11 protein-coding genes are annotated in these 16017 nt (G+C 72.2%); 9 read left to right on the top strand and 2 right to left on the bottom strand.

Features of this window, described 5'->3' with window-relative positions:
• The first annotated feature begins 285 nt into the window (after positions 1-285).
• Positions 286-2022: a cellulose-binding domain-containing protein gene (locus IF12_RS24335; protein ID WP_030160809.1), complete on the top strand. Its 1737-nt coding sequence runs from the start codon at positions 286-288 to the stop codon at positions 2020-2022.
• Between the two features lie 123 nt (positions 2023-2145).
• On the top strand, positions 2146-3885 hold the full coding sequence (locus IF12_RS0117880; protein ID WP_030160811.1) for a hypothetical protein: 1740 nt from the start codon (positions 2146-2148) through the stop codon (positions 3883-3885).
• A 70-nt stretch (positions 3886-3955) separates the two neighbouring features.
• Here IF12_RS0117880 and IF12_RS0117885 read toward each other — a convergent pair whose 3' ends face one another.
• Positions 3956-4921 (bottom strand): YafY family protein, encoded by a 966-nt coding sequence (locus tag IF12_RS0117885; RefSeq protein WP_030160813.1) that lies wholly within the window; start codon positions 4919-4921, stop codon positions 3956-3958.
• A gap of 61 nt (positions 4922-4982) precedes the next feature.
• Between IF12_RS0117885 and IF12_RS0117890 the strand changes: the two genes are divergently transcribed.
• The 3 genes from IF12_RS0117890 (at position 4983) to IF12_RS0117900 (ending at position 7009) form a co-directional block, all read left to right on the top strand.
• A complete protein-coding gene (locus IF12_RS0117890; protein ID WP_030160815.1) occupies positions 4983-5336 on the top strand; it encodes a nuclear transport factor 2 family protein in 354 nt (117 codons plus the stop codon).
• A gap of 187 nt (positions 5337-5523) precedes the next feature.
• A complete protein-coding gene (locus IF12_RS0117895) occupies positions 5524-5958 on the top strand; it encodes a universal stress protein (RefSeq protein WP_030160817.1) in 435 nt (144 codons plus the stop codon).
• Between the two features lie 58 nt (positions 5959-6016).
• Positions 6017-7009: a 2-hydroxyacid dehydrogenase gene (locus tag IF12_RS0117900; RefSeq protein ID WP_030160819.1), complete on the top strand. Its 993-nt coding sequence runs from the start codon at positions 6017-6019 to the stop codon at positions 7007-7009.
• Between the two features lie 45 nt (positions 7010-7054).
• Here the strand turns inward: IF12_RS0117900 and IF12_RS0117905 are convergent, their stop codons facing one another.
• Positions 7055-9433 carry a phosphoketolase family protein gene (locus IF12_RS0117905; protein ID WP_030160821.1) on the bottom strand — a complete coding sequence of 793 codons (2379 nt, stop codon included), beginning with the start codon at positions 9431-9433 and terminating at the stop codon, positions 7055-7057.
• A 513-nt stretch (positions 9434-9946) separates the two neighbouring features.
• On the opposite strand from IF12_RS0117905, the gene IF12_RS0117910 reads away from it, so the two are divergent.
• From IF12_RS0117910 to IF12_RS0117925, 4 genes are all read left to right on the top strand, one after another.
• A complete protein-coding gene (locus tag IF12_RS0117910) occupies positions 9947-12619 on the top strand; it encodes a GNAT family N-acetyltransferase (protein WP_030160823.1) in 2673 nt (890 codons plus the stop codon).
• A gap of 192 nt (positions 12620-12811) precedes the next feature.
• The gene (locus IF12_RS24340; protein WP_051704554.1) at positions 12812-14650 is read left to right on the top strand and encodes a choice-of-anchor M domain-containing protein; all 1839 of its coding nucleotides are present in this window, start codon (positions 12812-12814) and stop codon (positions 14648-14650) included.
• A gap of 76 nt (positions 14651-14726) precedes the next feature.
• A complete protein-coding gene (locus IF12_RS0117920) occupies positions 14727-15359 on the top strand; it encodes a choice-of-anchor M domain-containing protein (protein WP_035749528.1) in 633 nt (210 codons plus the stop codon).
• 2 nt (positions 15360-15361) lie between these two features.
• A complete protein-coding gene (locus tag IF12_RS0117925) occupies positions 15362-15985 on the top strand; it encodes a choice-of-anchor M domain-containing protein (RefSeq protein WP_133884063.1) in 624 nt (207 codons plus the stop codon).
• The last annotated feature ends 32 nt before the right edge of the window (positions 15986-16017 follow it).

Here is a 16017-nt window from a genome sequence, read left to right on the forward strand (position 1 = left end):
TTTACGCAGCTCATGTCCGACTTGAGTCTGTTTCGGACGGAGCGACGGATTCCTCTTTGGGGCGAGATCGCGGTAGGACAAACGGTTGCCAATGGAAACTTTCTGAAAATTCCATGAGATTCTTGACAAGTCGTTCAGACATCGGCGAGCATCAATATATTGACTGGGAGCGCTCTCCCTTTCGGCACCAACATCCAGCGATTTCGCACGAGCCGAGGCGCCCGCCGGAACCCCACCGGGCGCGGCTGCGGCCACGGGGGCACAAGAGCAAAGGACATCGAGCACATGCGAGTACACCGAAGACATCGAAGACTGGCGGTCACCGGCCTGGCCGTCGCCGCTCTCGGCGCCAGCACCCTGATCATCTCGAATCAGGCCTTCGCGGCCGAGGGCTGCGAAGTCGACTACAACGTCATCAGCGACTGGGGCTCGGGCTTCCAGGCCAACATCACCATCACCGCCGACGAGCCCATCGACGGCTGGCAGATCAACTGGACCTTCCCCTCCGGCACCTCGGTCGGCAGCGCGTGGAACGTCGACTGGAACCAGAGCGGAACGACCTTCACCGGGTCGGACGTCGGCTGGAACGCCACGATCGGCTCCGGGCAGAGCCGCGAGGTCTTCGGCTTCACCGGCACCGGCAACAGCGCCCTCCCCACCCAGATCACCATCAACGGCGACGTCTGCAACGGCCAGACCGACCCCGGCCCCACCGACCCCGATCCCACGGACCCCGACCCGACCGATCCTGACCCGACCGACCCCGGCCCCACCGACCCGGTCCCGAACAACCCGGCCTGGGGTGAGGGACTGCCGCCGGCCGGCGCCGAGCTGAGCATGGCGTACGAGCTGATCCTGGAGTCCAACTCCAGGGGCTACCAGCCGCGCGCCGGCGAGTGCTCGAACGAGATCCACGCCCGCTACTGGGAATACGGCCCCGATGGGAAGGTGTATCCGACCTGGCACCCCACCCGGGACCCCAGCGGCTGCGCGTTCGGCCACGAGCACGGTGACGACCCGCGGCCCTCGCCGCTGTTCGCCGACAGCGGGTTCCCGCCCTTCGGCTACGTCAGCGAAGTGCAGGCCGACAGCCTGGCCGAGACCAGCCACCGCCACGAAGACCACGTCGGACACAAGATCCTCGTCCAGAACACCAACGTGATCCAAGGCGACGACGGTTCGGCGTTCTTCCCGCCGCAAGGCACGACGCTGGCCAACTGCGACATCCTCTTGAAGATCCACCAGGGCACGCACTCGCCTGACGCGTTCAAGAACAACATCCACGAGCTGATCAGCAACATCAGATGCACCGGTGGCGGTCAGACCGTCCAGGCGAACGTCGCTTTGATGATGCCGTTCGGCGTGGCCGGCGGCTTCAGCCCGTCGGAGTGCCCTGGCTTCGGCGGCCCGCGCGTCGAGGTCGGCACGGCCGTCCCGGCCGACTCGCCCTCGGAGTACCAGACGCTCGGCCGCTTGATCTCCAACTCGGCCTGCATCGACGCGATCCGCCGCGGCGACACCCACTTCGACCCGCTCTTCCCCGACCCGCAGCCGTTCAACGTCTCCGACATGGACGACTTCTGGTTCGGGAACGCGACGATCAGCGGCGCCGGCGTCAACTTCTCGATCACGCCGCTGTTCTACGTGATCGACTCCCAGCGCTACTACGACCCTGCGCTCCCCGACGGCAACGGCCGGGTCCTCGACCTGTGCTACGAGCCGGACCTGTTGGGCGGCTTCAACTGCGACCAGGCGCTGCAAGCCGGCGGCGGGCAGCGGCTGGAGTGGGACGACCCGCGTTCGCCGTTCAAGGGCTCCAACCGCGAGTTCCGCCCCGGCGGCTTCTCGGTCTCGTCCTCCGGTTCCGGCGTGATCTACACCGACACCTACGGCAACAACGCCTCCACCACGCCGTTCGACGGCTCCATCGCGCAGTACATCTCGGGCAACTCCGGCAACGGCTGGTACCTGAGGGGTGCGACCCGCAACTGGGACGACGGCACCGTCCACTCCCCCAACTGATCTGACAACCGCATAGTCGAGGGCCCGCGGCGGGAGCGCTGCGGGCCCTCGCCGCTTCCGGACCTCGCGTCGGTGCGGTATCTTGGCGCACATGATGTTCGACGAAACGAGTACCTCAGGTTCATGACGCGGCCCGGCGAGCGCAGTGCGCTCGAGCCCGAGCCCGTCCCCGTCCATCACCGCGTCCGCGCCCTGCTCGAACGCTTTCCCGAAGGCCCGCCTCCGCAAGCGGAGATCCAAGGCCTCCTCGCCGCTCTCCTGCCCCCGCCGGAACCGCGAGTCGGGGACTACAAGGCCCACAAGCAGATCCGGGATCGGATCAGATCCGAAACGGTCGCCGCCATCGAGGCGGCCGCACCCTGCACCTCCGAACGGCTGCGAGCGCTCAGCTCACGGCTGCCCGATGTCCGCTGGGACATGGGGATCGAAGCCGCCGATCTCGATCTCGCGCCTGATCGGATCCGGGTCCTCGCCTCGCACCTGCTGCGAACCGGCACCACCTTGACCGAGGTCGGCCTCGGTATGCGCCTCACGCCCGAGTCCGCGGACGAGGCCGACCTGCTCGCCCTCCGCGAGTTGGCGGTGCTGGACCGTATCGGCTGGCACGCCGTCAAGGCGCTGGAGCGCACGGCGGCACCGGCACCGCATCTGCACTGGGCCTTCACACGCTGCCGGCCGCAGTACCGGTTCGCGCCGGCGGACGCCCTGGCGCGCCAACCGGTCGAGGCCATCGACGCGCTGCTCGACACGATCCCGACCGACCGGGTCGCCGAACTCGCCCTCGCCCTGGCCGACCGGACCCGGCCGCCGGAGTGGTTCGGCGGCCACCGGCGGTTCGCCGCCGCACTGGTCGCGGAGGCCCGTCGCCTCGCGGACGGCGGCGTCTCGCTCGCGGCACTCGTGAAAGCGGCCGAGCTCTGGGAGGCGTTGCGCTACAGCAATGCCGCCTACCTCGGTTTCGGACTGGGCGAGCGCGAGGCCGCACTCTCCGGGCTGCTCGCGCTGCTGTCGCGCGACGGCGCCTCGGACACCGCGCTGCGGGCGGGCGAGGCCCGGCCCGACCATCCGGAGGCCGCGTGGCTGCAATGGCGCCTCGCCGCCGCCCGCCGCGAAGTCCCACCGGGTCCCGGGCTCGCACTGCGCGTCGCCGTGCCGGCCCCGAGCACGTTCCGAGAAGTCGCACTGCACGTCCTCGTCGACGGACTCCCGCTCATTCCGCGCCTGTTCCACGGCGACGCCGTCCACTCGCCCGACCGCCTCCTCCACGAGGACGGAGGGCTGCGGGCCGGGCCCGCGCCGCGCGAGCACGGGCTCGCCGAGGCCTCCTGCGCCGTTGAATGCTGCGGAGCGCTGGTGGCCCGCATCGCCGCCGATGCAGGCGCCGGGCTCGTCACCTGGGAGATGCGGCGCACTCGCGGACGCGCCGTGCAGCCCGAGATCCTGGCGTTCGACGCCGACGCGTACGCGGCCGAAGTCGCCAGGGCCGAACGGGACCGGTCCTGGGAATGGCCCGCTCGGCGGGTCGCCCGGCTGGTCCGGGCCCGCTTGGCGTCCGAACCCGAGGCGCTCGCCCGATGGGACTGCCGGCTCCATCGGGCCGCATCGTGGAACGGACGACGCGGTGAGCTCGAGATCGTCTTCAACCACCCCGCCGACACCGACCTGAAGTACGACGGGACCTGGCTTCAGTTCAAGTACTCCGAAGAGATCCCCGACGCGGCGGTCGTCGACGACACCGCGGCCGAGGCGACGGCCGACCGGATCGTGGAGCGGCTCAAGGCGAGCGACCCGAAGGACATCGCGAAGGTGTGCGGCGGATCCACGGAGAGCGCCGAAGCCCTCGGGTATCCCTGGGCGTTCTGACCGGGTCTCACCGCCATCGCGCGATCCCTGACCACCGGTGAAGGCCGGGCCGCCGACGGCGGCCCGGCCTTCACCGGTACCGGGCGGCGACCTCCTCGGCGCGGACGCGCAGGGAATCGCGCAACCACTGCGGCGCAAGGGCCTCCGCGTTCCTGCCGAGTCTCCACAGTGCCCACTCGGCGTGCTCCGCGTCCTGGAAGGCCAGTTCCAGCCGCAGACGGCCGTCAGCGCCCGCCTCCTCGGAGCGGACGGCCAATGCGGTGTCCGCCAACGCCTCCCGCCCCGCGGGCGCGACCGCGACCAGCGCGGTCACCTGGTCGCCGCCGGTTCGAAACCGCGTGCTGCGCTCCTGCCAGACCCGGTCCAGATCGACCCGGTCCGGTCGCCGCGCCGGTTCGGCGAGTACCTCAGCGGCCTCGATTCGCGAGAGCCGGTAGGTGCGGTCCGTACCGGACCTCGTGGCCAGCAGATAGCCCTTGCCCTGCACGGTGACCAGGCCGACGGGGTCCACTGTGCGCCACTTCGGGTCCTGGCCCTTGGCCGCGTAGTGGATGCGGAGCCTGCGTCCGGCGACCACCGCCCGCCGGACCTCGGCCACGATCGCCTCGGGCGCCTCGTCGGTATCCCGCCTGCGGGAGAGGAGGTCGGCCTCAGGGTCGACGAGTAGCCGCCCGGCCGCGTCGTCGGCGGCGGCCCGGTGGCCCTCGGGAAGCGCGTCGACCACCTTGCGCATGGCCGAGGCGAGCGCCGGGCCGAGGCCGAACGCCTGCGCGCCCGTCCGCGACCCGGCGACCAGAAGCGCAAGGGCCTCATCGTGGTTGAGCCCGGTGAGCTCGGTCCGGAAACCCGGCAGCAGCGCGAAGCCGCCGTGGCGGCCGCGCTCGGCGTAGACCGGGACGCCCGCCGCCGACAGCGCCTCGATGTCGCGCAGGACGGTACGGGTGGAGACCTCCAGCTCCCGGGCCAGCGCGGTCGCCGACAGCCGCTCGTGGCGGCGCAGCAGGAGCACCAGAGACACCAACCGGTCGGCACGCATCGCGAAACCCTACCGGAATACATGACAGAAGATGTCGTGATTCGCTGCGAGGCTTGTCGGCATGACAGAACAGCGAACGGCCGCAGAGCCGAACGATTTGGGCAGGTACTTCATCGAGCGCGTCAACGCCGGCGACGTCGACGGACTGGTGGCGCTGTACGAACCGGACGCGGTGGTGGCGTTCCCGCCCGGCGGCCTCCAGGCCGGCCACGCCGAGATCCGCAAGATGTACGAGCGGTTCGTGGCCGCCGTGCCGGAGCTCTCGCCCGGCCGGCAGCACCCGCCGCTGGTCAGCGGCGACCTGGCGATGACGGTGGCGACGCAGACCAACGGCGACCTCACCGTCGAGGTCGCCCGCCGCCAGCCGGACGGCTCCTGGCTGTGGGTCCTCGACCAACCCGCCCTCGTGGCGTAGCGAACCGGCGGCGGGCCGCCCGGCCCGCCGCCCCTCGGCGCGAAAGGGCCTGGGCTCCGACCGGGCCGCGCCGGGCCGGGCCGCGCCGCCGCCCCTCGGCGCGAAAGGGCCTGCGATCCCGGGACTTTCGTCTTCTGCCCCTTCGGCGACCGGCTGTCAGACTGGGGGTAGAGCAAAGGAGGCGGTCATGTCGGAACAAGAGCGCGCAGGAACGATCGTCGTCGGCATCGACGGCTCGGACCCGTCGCGGCGGGCCCTCGAATGGGCCCTGCGCCAGGCCCGGTTGCAGGGCGCCGCGATCCTGGCGGTGCAGGCGTGGGAGCTGCCGGACATCTACGGCACCGGCGCGATGGTCATGCCGGGCGAGCAGTTCTCCGAATCGGCGCAGGAGGCGCTGAACGCCACCGTCGGCGCGGTCGCCGCCGAATGGCCCGACGTGCCGATCGCACGCGAGGCCGTCCAGGGCCACCCCGCGAAGGTGCTGCTGGACAAGGCGAAAGGCGCCGAGCTGCTGGTCGTCGGCAGCCGGGGGCACGGCGGATTCATCGGCGCGCTCATCGGCTCGGTGAGCCACCGCGTCATCCAGCACGCGAGCTGCCCGGTGGTCGTGATCCACGGCTGAAGCGGGCACGAGTGAGGGGCGGGGCGGCACTGCCGCCCCGCCGTTTCGGAGGTGCGCCATGAGAGTGGCGGTGTTCAGTACCAAGCCCTATGACGAAGCGTCCCTGCGGAAGGCGAACGGGGACGCGCATGAACTGGTGTTCCTGGAGCCGCGGCTGAATCCGCGGACCGCTGCGCTGGCGGACGGCTGCGAGGCGGTGTGCGCGTTCGTCAACGACGACTTGGGCGCCGAGACGCTCGCGGCGCTGGCCGATCGCGGGGTCCGGTTCGTCGCGCTCCGGTCGGCCGGGTTCAACCATGTCGACCTGCGGGCGGCCGCGGAGCTGCGGATCGCGGTCGCGCGCGTCCCGGACTACTCGCCGTACGCCGTCGCCGAGCACTGCGCGGCCCTGATCCTGGCGCTCAACCGCAAGACGCACCGCGCCTACAACCGGGTGCGCGAGCACAACTTCGCGCTGACGGGCCTGCTGGGCTTCGACCTGCACGGGCGCACGGTCGGCGTGGTCGGGACCGGGAAGATCGGCGTGTGCTTCACGCGGATCATGGCCGGGTTCGGCTGCCGGGTGCTCGCGTACGACCCGTTCCCGAGCGAGGCGGCCGCGGAGGCCGGGGCCGCGTACGTGCCGTTGGAGGAGCTGCTCGCGGCCTCGGACATCGTGTCGCTGCACTGCCCGCTCACGCCCGAGACCTTTCACCTCATCGACCGCGAGCGGATCGCCTCGATGCGCCCGGGGGTGATGCTCGTGAACACCAGCCGCGGGGCGCTGGTGGACACGGCCGCGGTCATCGAGGGGCTCAAGAGCGGGCGCATCGGCCATCTGGGCCTGGACGTGTACGAGGAGGAGGCCGCGCTGTTCTTCGAGGACCTGTCCGACCAGGTCATCGGCGACGACGTGTTCGACCGGTTGAGCGCCTTCCCGAACGTGCTCATCACCGGGCATCAGGCGTTCTTCACCGCCGAGGCCATCGAGGCGATCGCGGCGACGACGCTGGGGAACCTGTCGGCGTTCGCCTCGGGCGGCGCGGGCCTGCACCCGGTCGCGGCGGACTGAGCGCGCGAGAGGGGCGGACCGAACGGTCCGCCCCTTTTCCTTGCGTCACAGGGTGAGTGGCCTGCCGGGTCGCCAGTCGGCGACTGCCGGGAGGTCCACGCCGTGGGCGCGGGTGTGCTCGCGCGCGGCCAGGCGGGCGTCGACCATCTCCTGGCGCAGCCCGGCGGCGGACTGGCCCAGGCCGGGCACCCGGTCGATGACGTCGGTGACGAGGGTGAACCGGTCGAGGTCGTTGAGCATGACCATGTCGAACGGCGTGGTCGTGGTGCCCTCCTCCTTGTAGCCCCTGACGTGGAGGTTCGCGTGCCCGGCGCGGCGGTAGGTGAGCCGGTGGATCAGCCACGGGTAGCCGTGGAAGGCGAAGATCACGGGTTTGTCGGCGGTGAACAGCGCGTCGTACTGCCGGTCGGGCAGGCCGTGCGGGTGCTCGGTGTCGGGCTGGAGCCGCATGAGGTCCACGACGTTGACCACGCGCACCTTCAGGTGCGGCAGGTGCCGCCGCAGGAGGTCGGCGGCGGCGACGGTCTCCAGGGTCGGCACGTCGCCGGCGCAGGCGAGCACCACGTCGGGGTCTTCGCCGCCCTCGGTGGAGGCCCACGGCCAGATGCCGAGTCCGCGGGTGCAGTGGCGCACGGCCTCGTCCATGGTGAGCCAGTTGGGGGACGGCTGCTTCCCGGCGACCACGACGTTGACGTACTGGCGCGAGCGCAGGCAGTGGTCCATCGTGGACAGCAGGGTGTTGGCGTCCGGCGGCAGGTACACCCGCACCACTTCGGCCTTCTTGTTGACCACGTGGTCGATGAACCCGGGGTCCTGGTGGGAGAAGCCATTGTGGTCCTGGCGCCACACATGGCTCGACAGGAGGTAGTTGAGCGAGGCGATGGGCCGGCGCCAGGGGATCGCGTTGGTGGTCTTGAGCCACTTGGCGTGCTGGTTGAACATCGAGTCGACGATGTGGATGAACGCCTCGTAGGAGGTGAACAGGCCGTGCCGCCCGGTCAGCAGGTAGCCCTCCAGCCAGCCCTGGCACAGGTGCTCGGACAGGACCTCCATGACGCGCCCGTCCGGTCCCAGGTGGTCGTCGCCGGGTTCGACGCGGGCGCAGAAGGCCCGGTCGGTGACCTCGAAGGCCGCGCCGAGCCGGTTGGAGGCGACCTCGTCGGGCCCGAAGAGCCGGAAGCGGTCGCGGTTGGCGGCGATGACGTCACGGACCCATTCGCCGAGGACCCGGGTCGGCTCGGCGTCGGTGCCGCCCGGCTTGGGCACGGGCACGCCGTACTCGCGGAAGTCCGGCAGCACCAGGTCGCGCAGCAGCAGACCGCCGTTGGCGTGCGGGTTCGCGCTCATGCGCCGCTCGCCGCGCGGCGCGAACGCCCGCAGCTCGGCGTCCGGGGCGCCGGTCGCGTCGAACAGCTCCTCGGGCCGGTAGGAGCGCAGCCACGCCTCCAACGCCGCCAGCTGCGCCGGGTCCTCGCGGACGGCCGCGAGCGGGACCTGGTGGGAGCGCCACGTGCCCTCGACGGGCTTGCCGTCCAGCTCCCGGGGTCCGGTCCAGCCCTTGGGGGTGCGCAGGACGATCATCGGCCAGCGGGGCCGCTCGGGCGCGGCGCCCGAGCGGGCCTCGCGGCGGATCGCATCAAGCCGGTCGAAGGCCGTGTCGAGCGCGGCGGCGAGGAGCCGGTGGACGGTGTCGGGGTCGTCCCCTTCGACGACGAGCGGCTCGTACCCGAAGCCGCGCATCATCGAGACGAGGTCGCCGCGCGGGATGCGGTCGAGCACGGTGGGGTTGGCGATCTTGTAGCCGTTGAGGTTGAGGATCGGCAGGACCGCGCCGTCGCGGGCGGGGTTGAGAAACACATTGGACAGCCAGGAGGCGGCGAGCGGGCCGGTCTCGGCCTCGCCGTCGCCGATCACGCAGGCCACGGTGAGGTCGGGGTTGTCGAACGCGGCGCCGTAGGCGTGCATGAGGGCGTAGCCGAGTTCGCCGCCCTCGTGGATCGACCCGGGGACCTCGGGAGCGGCGTGGCTGGGGACGCCGCCGGGGAAGGAGAACTGGCGGAAGAGCCGCGCGAGCCCGGCCTCGTCGCGGCCGACCGAGGGGTGGTGCTCGGAGTAGGTGCCCTCCAGCCAGGTGTTCGCCAGCAGCGCCGGGCCGCCGTGGCCGGGTCCGGTCACGTAGATCATGTCGAGGGCGCGTTCGGCGATGCAGCGGTTGAGGTGGGCGTACACGAGGTTGAGCGCAGGGCTGGTGCCCCAGTGGCCGAGCAGGCGCGGCTTGACGTGCTCGGGGCGCAGGGGTTCGCGCAGGAGCGGGTTGTCGTGCAGGTAGATCTGGCCGACGGTGAGGTAGTTCGCGGCACGCCAGTAGGCGTCGAGCTGGCGCAGCCGGGGTTCGGTCGGCGCCGGGTGGAGTGCGGTGTCCATGGTGTCCTCCGGGTCGTCGTGCATCTGCCTGACTCCAGCCTCGCCGCCGCGGGGCATTCGGGGGAGGGACGCAGGTCCCGACCGGAAGGGCCCAAAGGCGTGGCGCTGGCGGGAGGTGGCGGGTCGTCCGGGGGCGTTCCTTCGATGCGGCCGTTCCGTTTCGGCGGCTCGCACCGGTCCCGCCGAGGTGTCGGAGGGGGCTTCGCCCAGGGAGCCGCCGCGGGGCCCGACCGGGCGGTCCCGGAGGCGTGGCGCCCGCGGGCGGCGGCGGATCACCTCGGCCGCTCCTGAGGCCTCGCCGACCGCCTCGATGCAGCTGTTCCATTCCGGTGGCCCGTACCGGTCCCTCCGAGGTGCCGGAAGGGGCCTTCGCCCAGGGAGCCGCCGCGGGACCAATGTCCTTGCCTGACCGGGCGTTCGGCTCTGCCGTGGGGGCGCCTCTGCGGCGGACGATCGGCTCGGGCGCACCTCGCGCCCGGCCGCGACCGCGGCGACCACCGAGAAGGGGCCGTCATGAACCTCCGCCTCCCCGCTCCCGCCGACGCACTCGACGCCGAGGGCCGCATCGTCCGCATCCGACCGGTCGGCCCCGGCGACGTCGCGGCCCTCATCGCCTTCCACGAAGGCTGCACCACCACGGATCTGCGCTACCGTTTCTTCGGCTCGGGACGGGGCCTCCTCCCGATCGAGGCGCGCCGGCTCGCCGGCCTGAACGCGACCGGCCGCGGCGCGGCCCTCGCCGTCGAGGCCGACGGCCTCATGCTCGCCGTCGCCTCCTTCCACTGCGCCCCCGACCAGCCCGAACGCGCCGAGTTCGGCGTCCTCGTCGCCCCCGGCCGCCGGCACCGGGGCCTGGGCACCCTCCTGCTCGAACACCTCGCCCTCCTCGCCGCCTCCGCCGGCGTCAAGGAACTCGCGGGGCAGGTGCTGGCCGGGAACTCCCGGATGCTGCGCCTGGCGCAGCGGCTCGCGCCCGGCATCCCGATGCCCTACGCGGACGGCGTGGTCGACGTGGTGCTCACCGCCGAGACCGACGGCGCCTTCGCCGAGGACGTGGCCGAACGCGAGCGCGCGGCCGAGCGCATGTCGCTGCGGCCCCTGCTCGACCCCGCCTCGGTCGCCGTGGTCGGCGCCAGCCGCTCGGGCCGGGGCATCGGCGCCGAGATCCTGCGCTCCCTCGTCGAAGGCCGCTTCGCCGGGCCGGTCCACCCGATCCACCCCGAGGCCGCCGAACTGGAGGGCCTGCGCGCCCGGCGCTCGCTGGCCGACCTGCCCGAGCCGGTCGACCTGGTCATCGTGGCCGTCCCCGCCCCCGCCGTGGCGGCGGTCCTGCGTCAGGCGGGCGCGGCCGGGGCGCGGGCCGCGGTCGTCGTCTCCTCCGGCTTCGCCGAGACCGGAGACGAAGCGGCGCAACGGGAACTGGTGCGGATCGCCCGCGCCCACGACATGCGCCTGGTCGGCCCCAACTGCCTCGGCATCGTCAACACCGACCAGCGGGTGCGCCTCCAGGCGAGCTTCGCGTGCGAGCCGCCCGCGCCGGGCGGGCTGAGCCTGGCCTCCCAGTCCGGCGCGGTCGGCATCGCCGCCCTCGCCCACGCCACCCGCACCGGGCTCGGCGTGCACTCCTTCGTCTCCTTGGGCAACAAGGCGGACGTGTCCGGCAACGACCTCCTCGCGTACTGGTACGACGATCCCGGGTGCAAGGCCGTCGCGCTGTACCTGGAGTCGTTCGGCAACCCGCGCAAGTTCGCCCGCCTCGCCCGCGCCGTGGCCCGGCGCAAGCCGGTCCTGGCCGTCAAGGCCGGGCGCAGCGAGGGCGGGCGGCGCGCGGGGATGTCGCACACGGCCGCGGCGGCCACTTCGGACACCGCTGTGGACAGCCTCTTCGCGCAGGCCGGCGTGATCCGCTGCGACACACTGGAGCAGATGCTCGACGCCGCCCGGGTCATGGTCGACCAGCCGCTGCCGGGCGGGCGCCGCCTCGGCGTGGTGGGCAACGCCGGGGGCGTGGGGGTCCTCGCCGCCGACGCCGCCGCGCCCGCCGGGCTCGCGGTCCCGGCCCTCGGCGAGGCCGCGAGGCGCCTGAACGCCGCGGTCCCGGGCCTCGCCGCCGCGGGCAACCCGGTGGACCTGGGCGCGGCGGCCGGACCCGAGGCCTTCGCCGAGGCGATCGCCGCGCTCGGCTCCTCCGGCGAGGTCGACGCCCTCGTCGCCGTGTTCGCCGCGACCGGTACCAGCGACGTGGACGGGAACCTGGACGCGATGGCCGACGCGCTCGACGCCCTGCCCGGCCTGCCCGCCGCGGCGGTGGTCATGGGCCTGTCCGATCCGCCGAGCACGTTGGGTGCCAGGCGCGTCCCGGTGTTCGCCTTCCCCGAGTCGGCCGTGGCCGCGCTCGGCAGGGCCGCCGCGTACGCCGCGTGGCGCGCCCGCCCGCTCGGAGGGCGGGCGGACCTCCCCGGCATCGACCGGGCCCGCGCCCGCCGGATCGTCGAACGCCTGCTCCGCAGCGGCGAGGGGTGGCAGCGCGCGACCGACGCGGCCGAACTCCTGCGCTGCTACGACATCCGGTCGACCCCGGCGGTCGCGGTCGACTCGAAGCGGGAGGCGGTCGCCGCCGCCCGCGACCTGGGCTACCCGGTGGCGCTCAAGGTCGACGACCCGCGCCTGGTCCACAAGTCCGAGGCCGGAGGCGTCCACTTGGGACTGAGCAGCGCCCGCGAGGTGCGGGAGGCGTTCGAGGCCGTCACCGCCGGGGGCCGGGCCGCGGCGGTGATCGTCCAGCCGATGGTCGAGGCCGACCTCGAACTGGCCGCCGGGATCGTCCACGACCCGCTGTTCGGCTCGCTCGTCATGCTCGGGGCCGGCGGCACGACCACGGACGTGCTGGGCGACAAGCAGTTCCGGCTGCTGCCGCTGACCGACGCCGACGCCGACTCGATGTGGCGCTCGCTCAGGACCGCACCGCTCCTCAACGGCTACCGCGGCACGGACCCAGTGGACCTGCGGGCCCTCACCGACCTGCTGCTCCGGCTTGGACGCCTCGCCGAGGACTTCCCCGAGATCGCCGAACTCGACCTCAACCCGGTCGTGCCCGTGCGCTACGGGATCGAGGCGCTGGACGTGAAACTGCGGCTGGCGAGGATCGGCGAGGAGCCCGACCCGGTCGCCCGCCGCCTGCGCTGAGACCTGGGCCGATGCCGAGGTGCGCATATGCGCACCTCCTTGGTATTCAACATCACTCGGGATGCTTTGGGGCCCTTCGCCTGGGAGGCGAGGGGCCTCGGCTCGGACGGCGGGCGGGATCGGCTCGATAATGACAACGGTTTTCGTTATCATGGGTTGGACACCCCGCCCCCGAGCCGACAAGGAAGCCCCATGGCCCGTCCGTACAAGGCGCTCGCCGCCGCGGCGCTGCTGCTGCCACTGGCCTGGCCCGCACCGGCCGCGGCCGCGACCCTCGACGACCGCACCGTGCTCTCCGTGGGCCACACCGACGCCATGCAGGTCTACATGGACGGCGACCGGCTCGACCTGCGCGTCAAGGACGACACCGGCGACTCGACGCGGTACCGCGACCCCGACGACGTGCTGTTCCAGGTGCTCCCCGAAGCCGAGCAGGCCATCCCGGGCGGCGACACCTGGAGCTTCATCGGCGAGGCCGGCGATCCGATGTGGATGCTGCCGCTCACCCAGGACCCGGCGCTGCTGTGGCCGGGCTGGAGCACCGAGCCGCTCGCCAAGGGGCAGTTGCAGGGCGACGCCCTCTCGCTCAACCTCCTCGACGTCGCCGGACCGGGCGACGTGGTCCTGTGGACGGTGCAGAACTTCGGCCAGCCCAGCCTGTTCGCCTCCTCCCGCGACGGCCTGCCCGACGCGATCCCCGTCGGCGTCCCCGCGCACGTGCACGCCTTCTGGGCGTTCACCGCCCCGGGCGCCTACACGCTCACCTGGCAGGCCACCGGCACCCTCGCCGACGGCACGCCGATCGCCACGGAGGCGATCGAATACCGCTGGCACGTCGGCGAACTGCCCTCCGAGCCGACCGAACCCGAGGTTCCCGACGAAGGCGAACTCGACGGCCGGCTCGTCCTCGACGAGGGCCATGTCGACGTGCTCTCGGTGAGCCGCGGCGAGAGCGGCCTGGACTTGGCGATCAAGGACGGCACCCGCCTCCACGATCAGTCCGATGTGTACCGCGAACCGGACGACGCGGTCTTCCACGCCACCACGGCCTCCGAAATCGTGCTGGGGGACCAGTTCGCGAACCCCGGCTACGACAGGGTCGGAGCGCCCGGCCAGACCCGCTGGCACCTCCCCGACACCCAGCGCCCCGGCGTGCTCTTCGCCGGCTGGGACACCGACCGGATTCCCAAGGGCACCTTGACTAACGACGCGATCGACCTCGAGCTGACCGGCTTCAGCGGCCCCGGTGACCTCGTGATGCTCACCGTGGACGACTTCGGCGACGCCTCGGTGAAGATCGACACCGCCGCCGCGCTGCCGCAGGCGATCGCGACCTCGGCGCGCACCCACGCGCACATCAACTGGTTCTTCTCCGAACCGGGCGTCTACCGCCTCACCTGGCAGGCCGAAGCCGAGGCGACCGACGGCACCGCACTGGTCTCGGCGCCGCAGGACTACCTCTTCGTCGTCGGCGAATGGCCCGGCGGCGACGAACCCGGCCCCGGCCCCGATCCCGGCCCTGACCCCGATCCCGATCCGGCCCTTGAGAACACGCAGACCATCACCGCGGAACTCGACGCCGACACCGGCGGCCTGGTGCTCAGCGTCGACCCCGCCGACCGCACCGTCGCGCTCCCGGCGCCGACCCTCAGCCCCGACGCGACCCGCTGGTCCACCGCCGGCGAACTGCGGCCGGTCACCGTCACCGACACCCGCTCGGCCGACCCCGGCTGGAACGCCACCGCGCAGGTCTCCGACTTCCAATCCGGCGACCACTCGCTGTCGGGCGCGCACCTGGCCTGGCTCCCGAGCCTCACTTCCAGCGGCGACCGCCAGAGCGTCGACCCCGGCCCGAAGGTCGAAGGCCTGCTCGACGGCGGCCCCGGCCTCGCCACCTCCCAACTGCTCGCCTCCGCCGCCACCGGCGCGGGCACCGGCACCGCGGTGCTCCAAGCCGACCTGTTCCTGGACCTGCCCACCGACGCCGTGTCCGGCACCTACACCGCGCTCGTCACGTTCACCGCGATCTGACCCGCCCGAGAGCCCCGATCCCCACGCAATGAAACGACCGAATCAACGAAAGGGAAGTCCTGCCTTGCGAACCCTCATGAAACGCTCCGCCGCCACCGCCGTGGCCGCCGCGGCGGCAGTGCTCGCCGTCGCCGCCCCCTCCGCCGCTCAGCAGACCTCGTTCGACATCATCGACGAAGGCCACGTCGACGTCTTCGGCGTCGCCTACGAGGACGGCGAGCTCGACCTCCACATTCACGACGACGAGAACGGCGTCGAGCGCGACCCCGGCTCGACGGCCCTGCGGGTCAACCCGGCCGCCCGGACCACCGTCCCGGCCGGATACGACTTCCTCGGCGAGGAGGGCGATGACGTCTGGATCCTCCCCGACACCAACGTCGAAGGGCTCCTGTTCGCCGGCTGGGCCACCGAAGAGGTCCCCGACGGCGTGTTCGTCGACGACACCCTCACCATCACCGTCCACGACGCCTGGGGCGACGTCGACCTCTACACCGTGGACGACTTCGGCGACCCGACCGTCCTCTTCGACTCCGCTGAAGGTCCCGGCTCCTGGGAGGTCGGCACCGGCGGCCACGGTCACCTGAACTGGGCCTTCGGTGAAGCGGGCGGGTGGTACAAGCTCACCGTCGAGGCCGAGGGCGTGCTCGAGGACACGAACCAGACCGTCTCGACCGGCGAGGTCGACTACTGGTTCTACGTGGCGTGCTGACCATGCGGACCAACGCGATCAAGGCGGGCGCCGTGCTCGGCGCCGTCGCCGCCCTGCTCTTCGCGGGCCAGGCGCAGGCCGCCACCACCATCAGCTCCGGACACGTCGATGCGCTCGCCTTCACTTACGACGACACGGCGAACGCACTCGGCATCGAAGTCCACGACGAGACCGGAAACGCCGTCTACGACCCGGCCGACGTGCTCTTCGACGTCCACTCCGGACACCTCGTCAACCGTCCCGGCGCCGACGCCTGCAAGTTCGACGCCGGCGACAACTGGGTCCTGCCGCGCACCGAGACCGCCGGTCTCATCTGGGCCGGCTGGAGCACCGAGGAACTCGACCTGGCCGACTTCGGCGGGAGCCTCCAGGTCGAACTCGTCGACGCCGCGACCCCGACCGGCGGGAACGTCTCGGTCTTCGACGCGACCACCGGCGCCGTCCGGTTCCACACCGACCCGGCCTGCAACGCCTCCGGCACCGCCGTCACCGAGTCGCACCACCACCCGACCTGGGTGTTCACCGAACCGGGAACGTACGCACTCACGTTCCAGGCCAGTGGCACCCACGCCGTCGACGGCGCGGTGACCTCCGCTGAGGTCACCTACACCTTCGACGTCGGCTAGACCTTTTCTCCCCACAGCGGGGCGGCCCCGAG

It is taken from the genome of Glycomyces sp. NRRL B-16210 (assembly GCF_000719515.1).
Taxonomy (GTDB): Bacteria; Actinomycetota; Actinomycetes; order Mycobacteriales; family Micromonosporaceae; genus Glycomyces.

Excerpts from the sequence above, each read along its gene's own strand:
- IF12_RS0117880 (WP_030160811.1), top strand. The coding sequence starts at position 2,146 with ATGACGCGGCCCGGCGAGCGCAGTGCGCTCGAGCCCGAGCCCGTCCCC.
- IF12_RS0117895 (WP_030160817.1), top strand. The coding sequence starts at position 5,524 with ATGTCGGAACAAGAGCGCGCAGGAACGATCGTCGTCGGCATCGACGGC.
- IF12_RS0117910 (WP_030160823.1), top strand. The coding sequence starts at position 9,947 with ATGAACCTCCGCCTCCCCGCTCCCGCCGACGCACTCGACGCCGAGGGC.
- IF12_RS0117905 (WP_030160821.1), bottom strand. The coding sequence starts at position 9,433 with ATGGACACCGCACTCCACCCGGCGCCGACCGAACCCCGGCTGCGCCAG.
- IF12_RS0117925 (WP_133884063.1), top strand. The coding sequence starts at position 15,362 with ATGCGGACCAACGCGATCAAGGCGGGCGCCGTGCTCGGCGCCGTCGCC.
- IF12_RS24340 (WP_051704554.1), top strand. The coding sequence starts at position 12,812 with ATGGCCCGTCCGTACAAGGCGCTCGCCGCCGCGGCGCTGCTGCTGCCA.
- IF12_RS0117890 (WP_030160815.1), top strand. The coding sequence starts at position 4,983 with ATGACAGAACAGCGAACGGCCGCAGAGCCGAACGATTTGGGCAGGTAC.
- IF12_RS24335 (WP_030160809.1), top strand. The coding sequence starts at position 286 with ATGCGAGTACACCGAAGACATCGAAGACTGGCGGTCACCGGCCTGGCC.
- IF12_RS0117885 (WP_030160813.1), bottom strand. The coding sequence starts at position 4,921 with ATGCGTGCCGACCGGTTGGTGTCTCTGGTGCTCCTGCTGCGCCGCCAC.
- IF12_RS0117920 (WP_035749528.1), top strand. The coding sequence starts at position 14,727 with ATGAAACGCTCCGCCGCCACCGCCGTGGCCGCCGCGGCGGCAGTGCTC.
- IF12_RS0117900 (WP_030160819.1), top strand. The coding sequence starts at position 6,017 with ATGAGAGTGGCGGTGTTCAGTACCAAGCCCTATGACGAAGCGTCCCTG.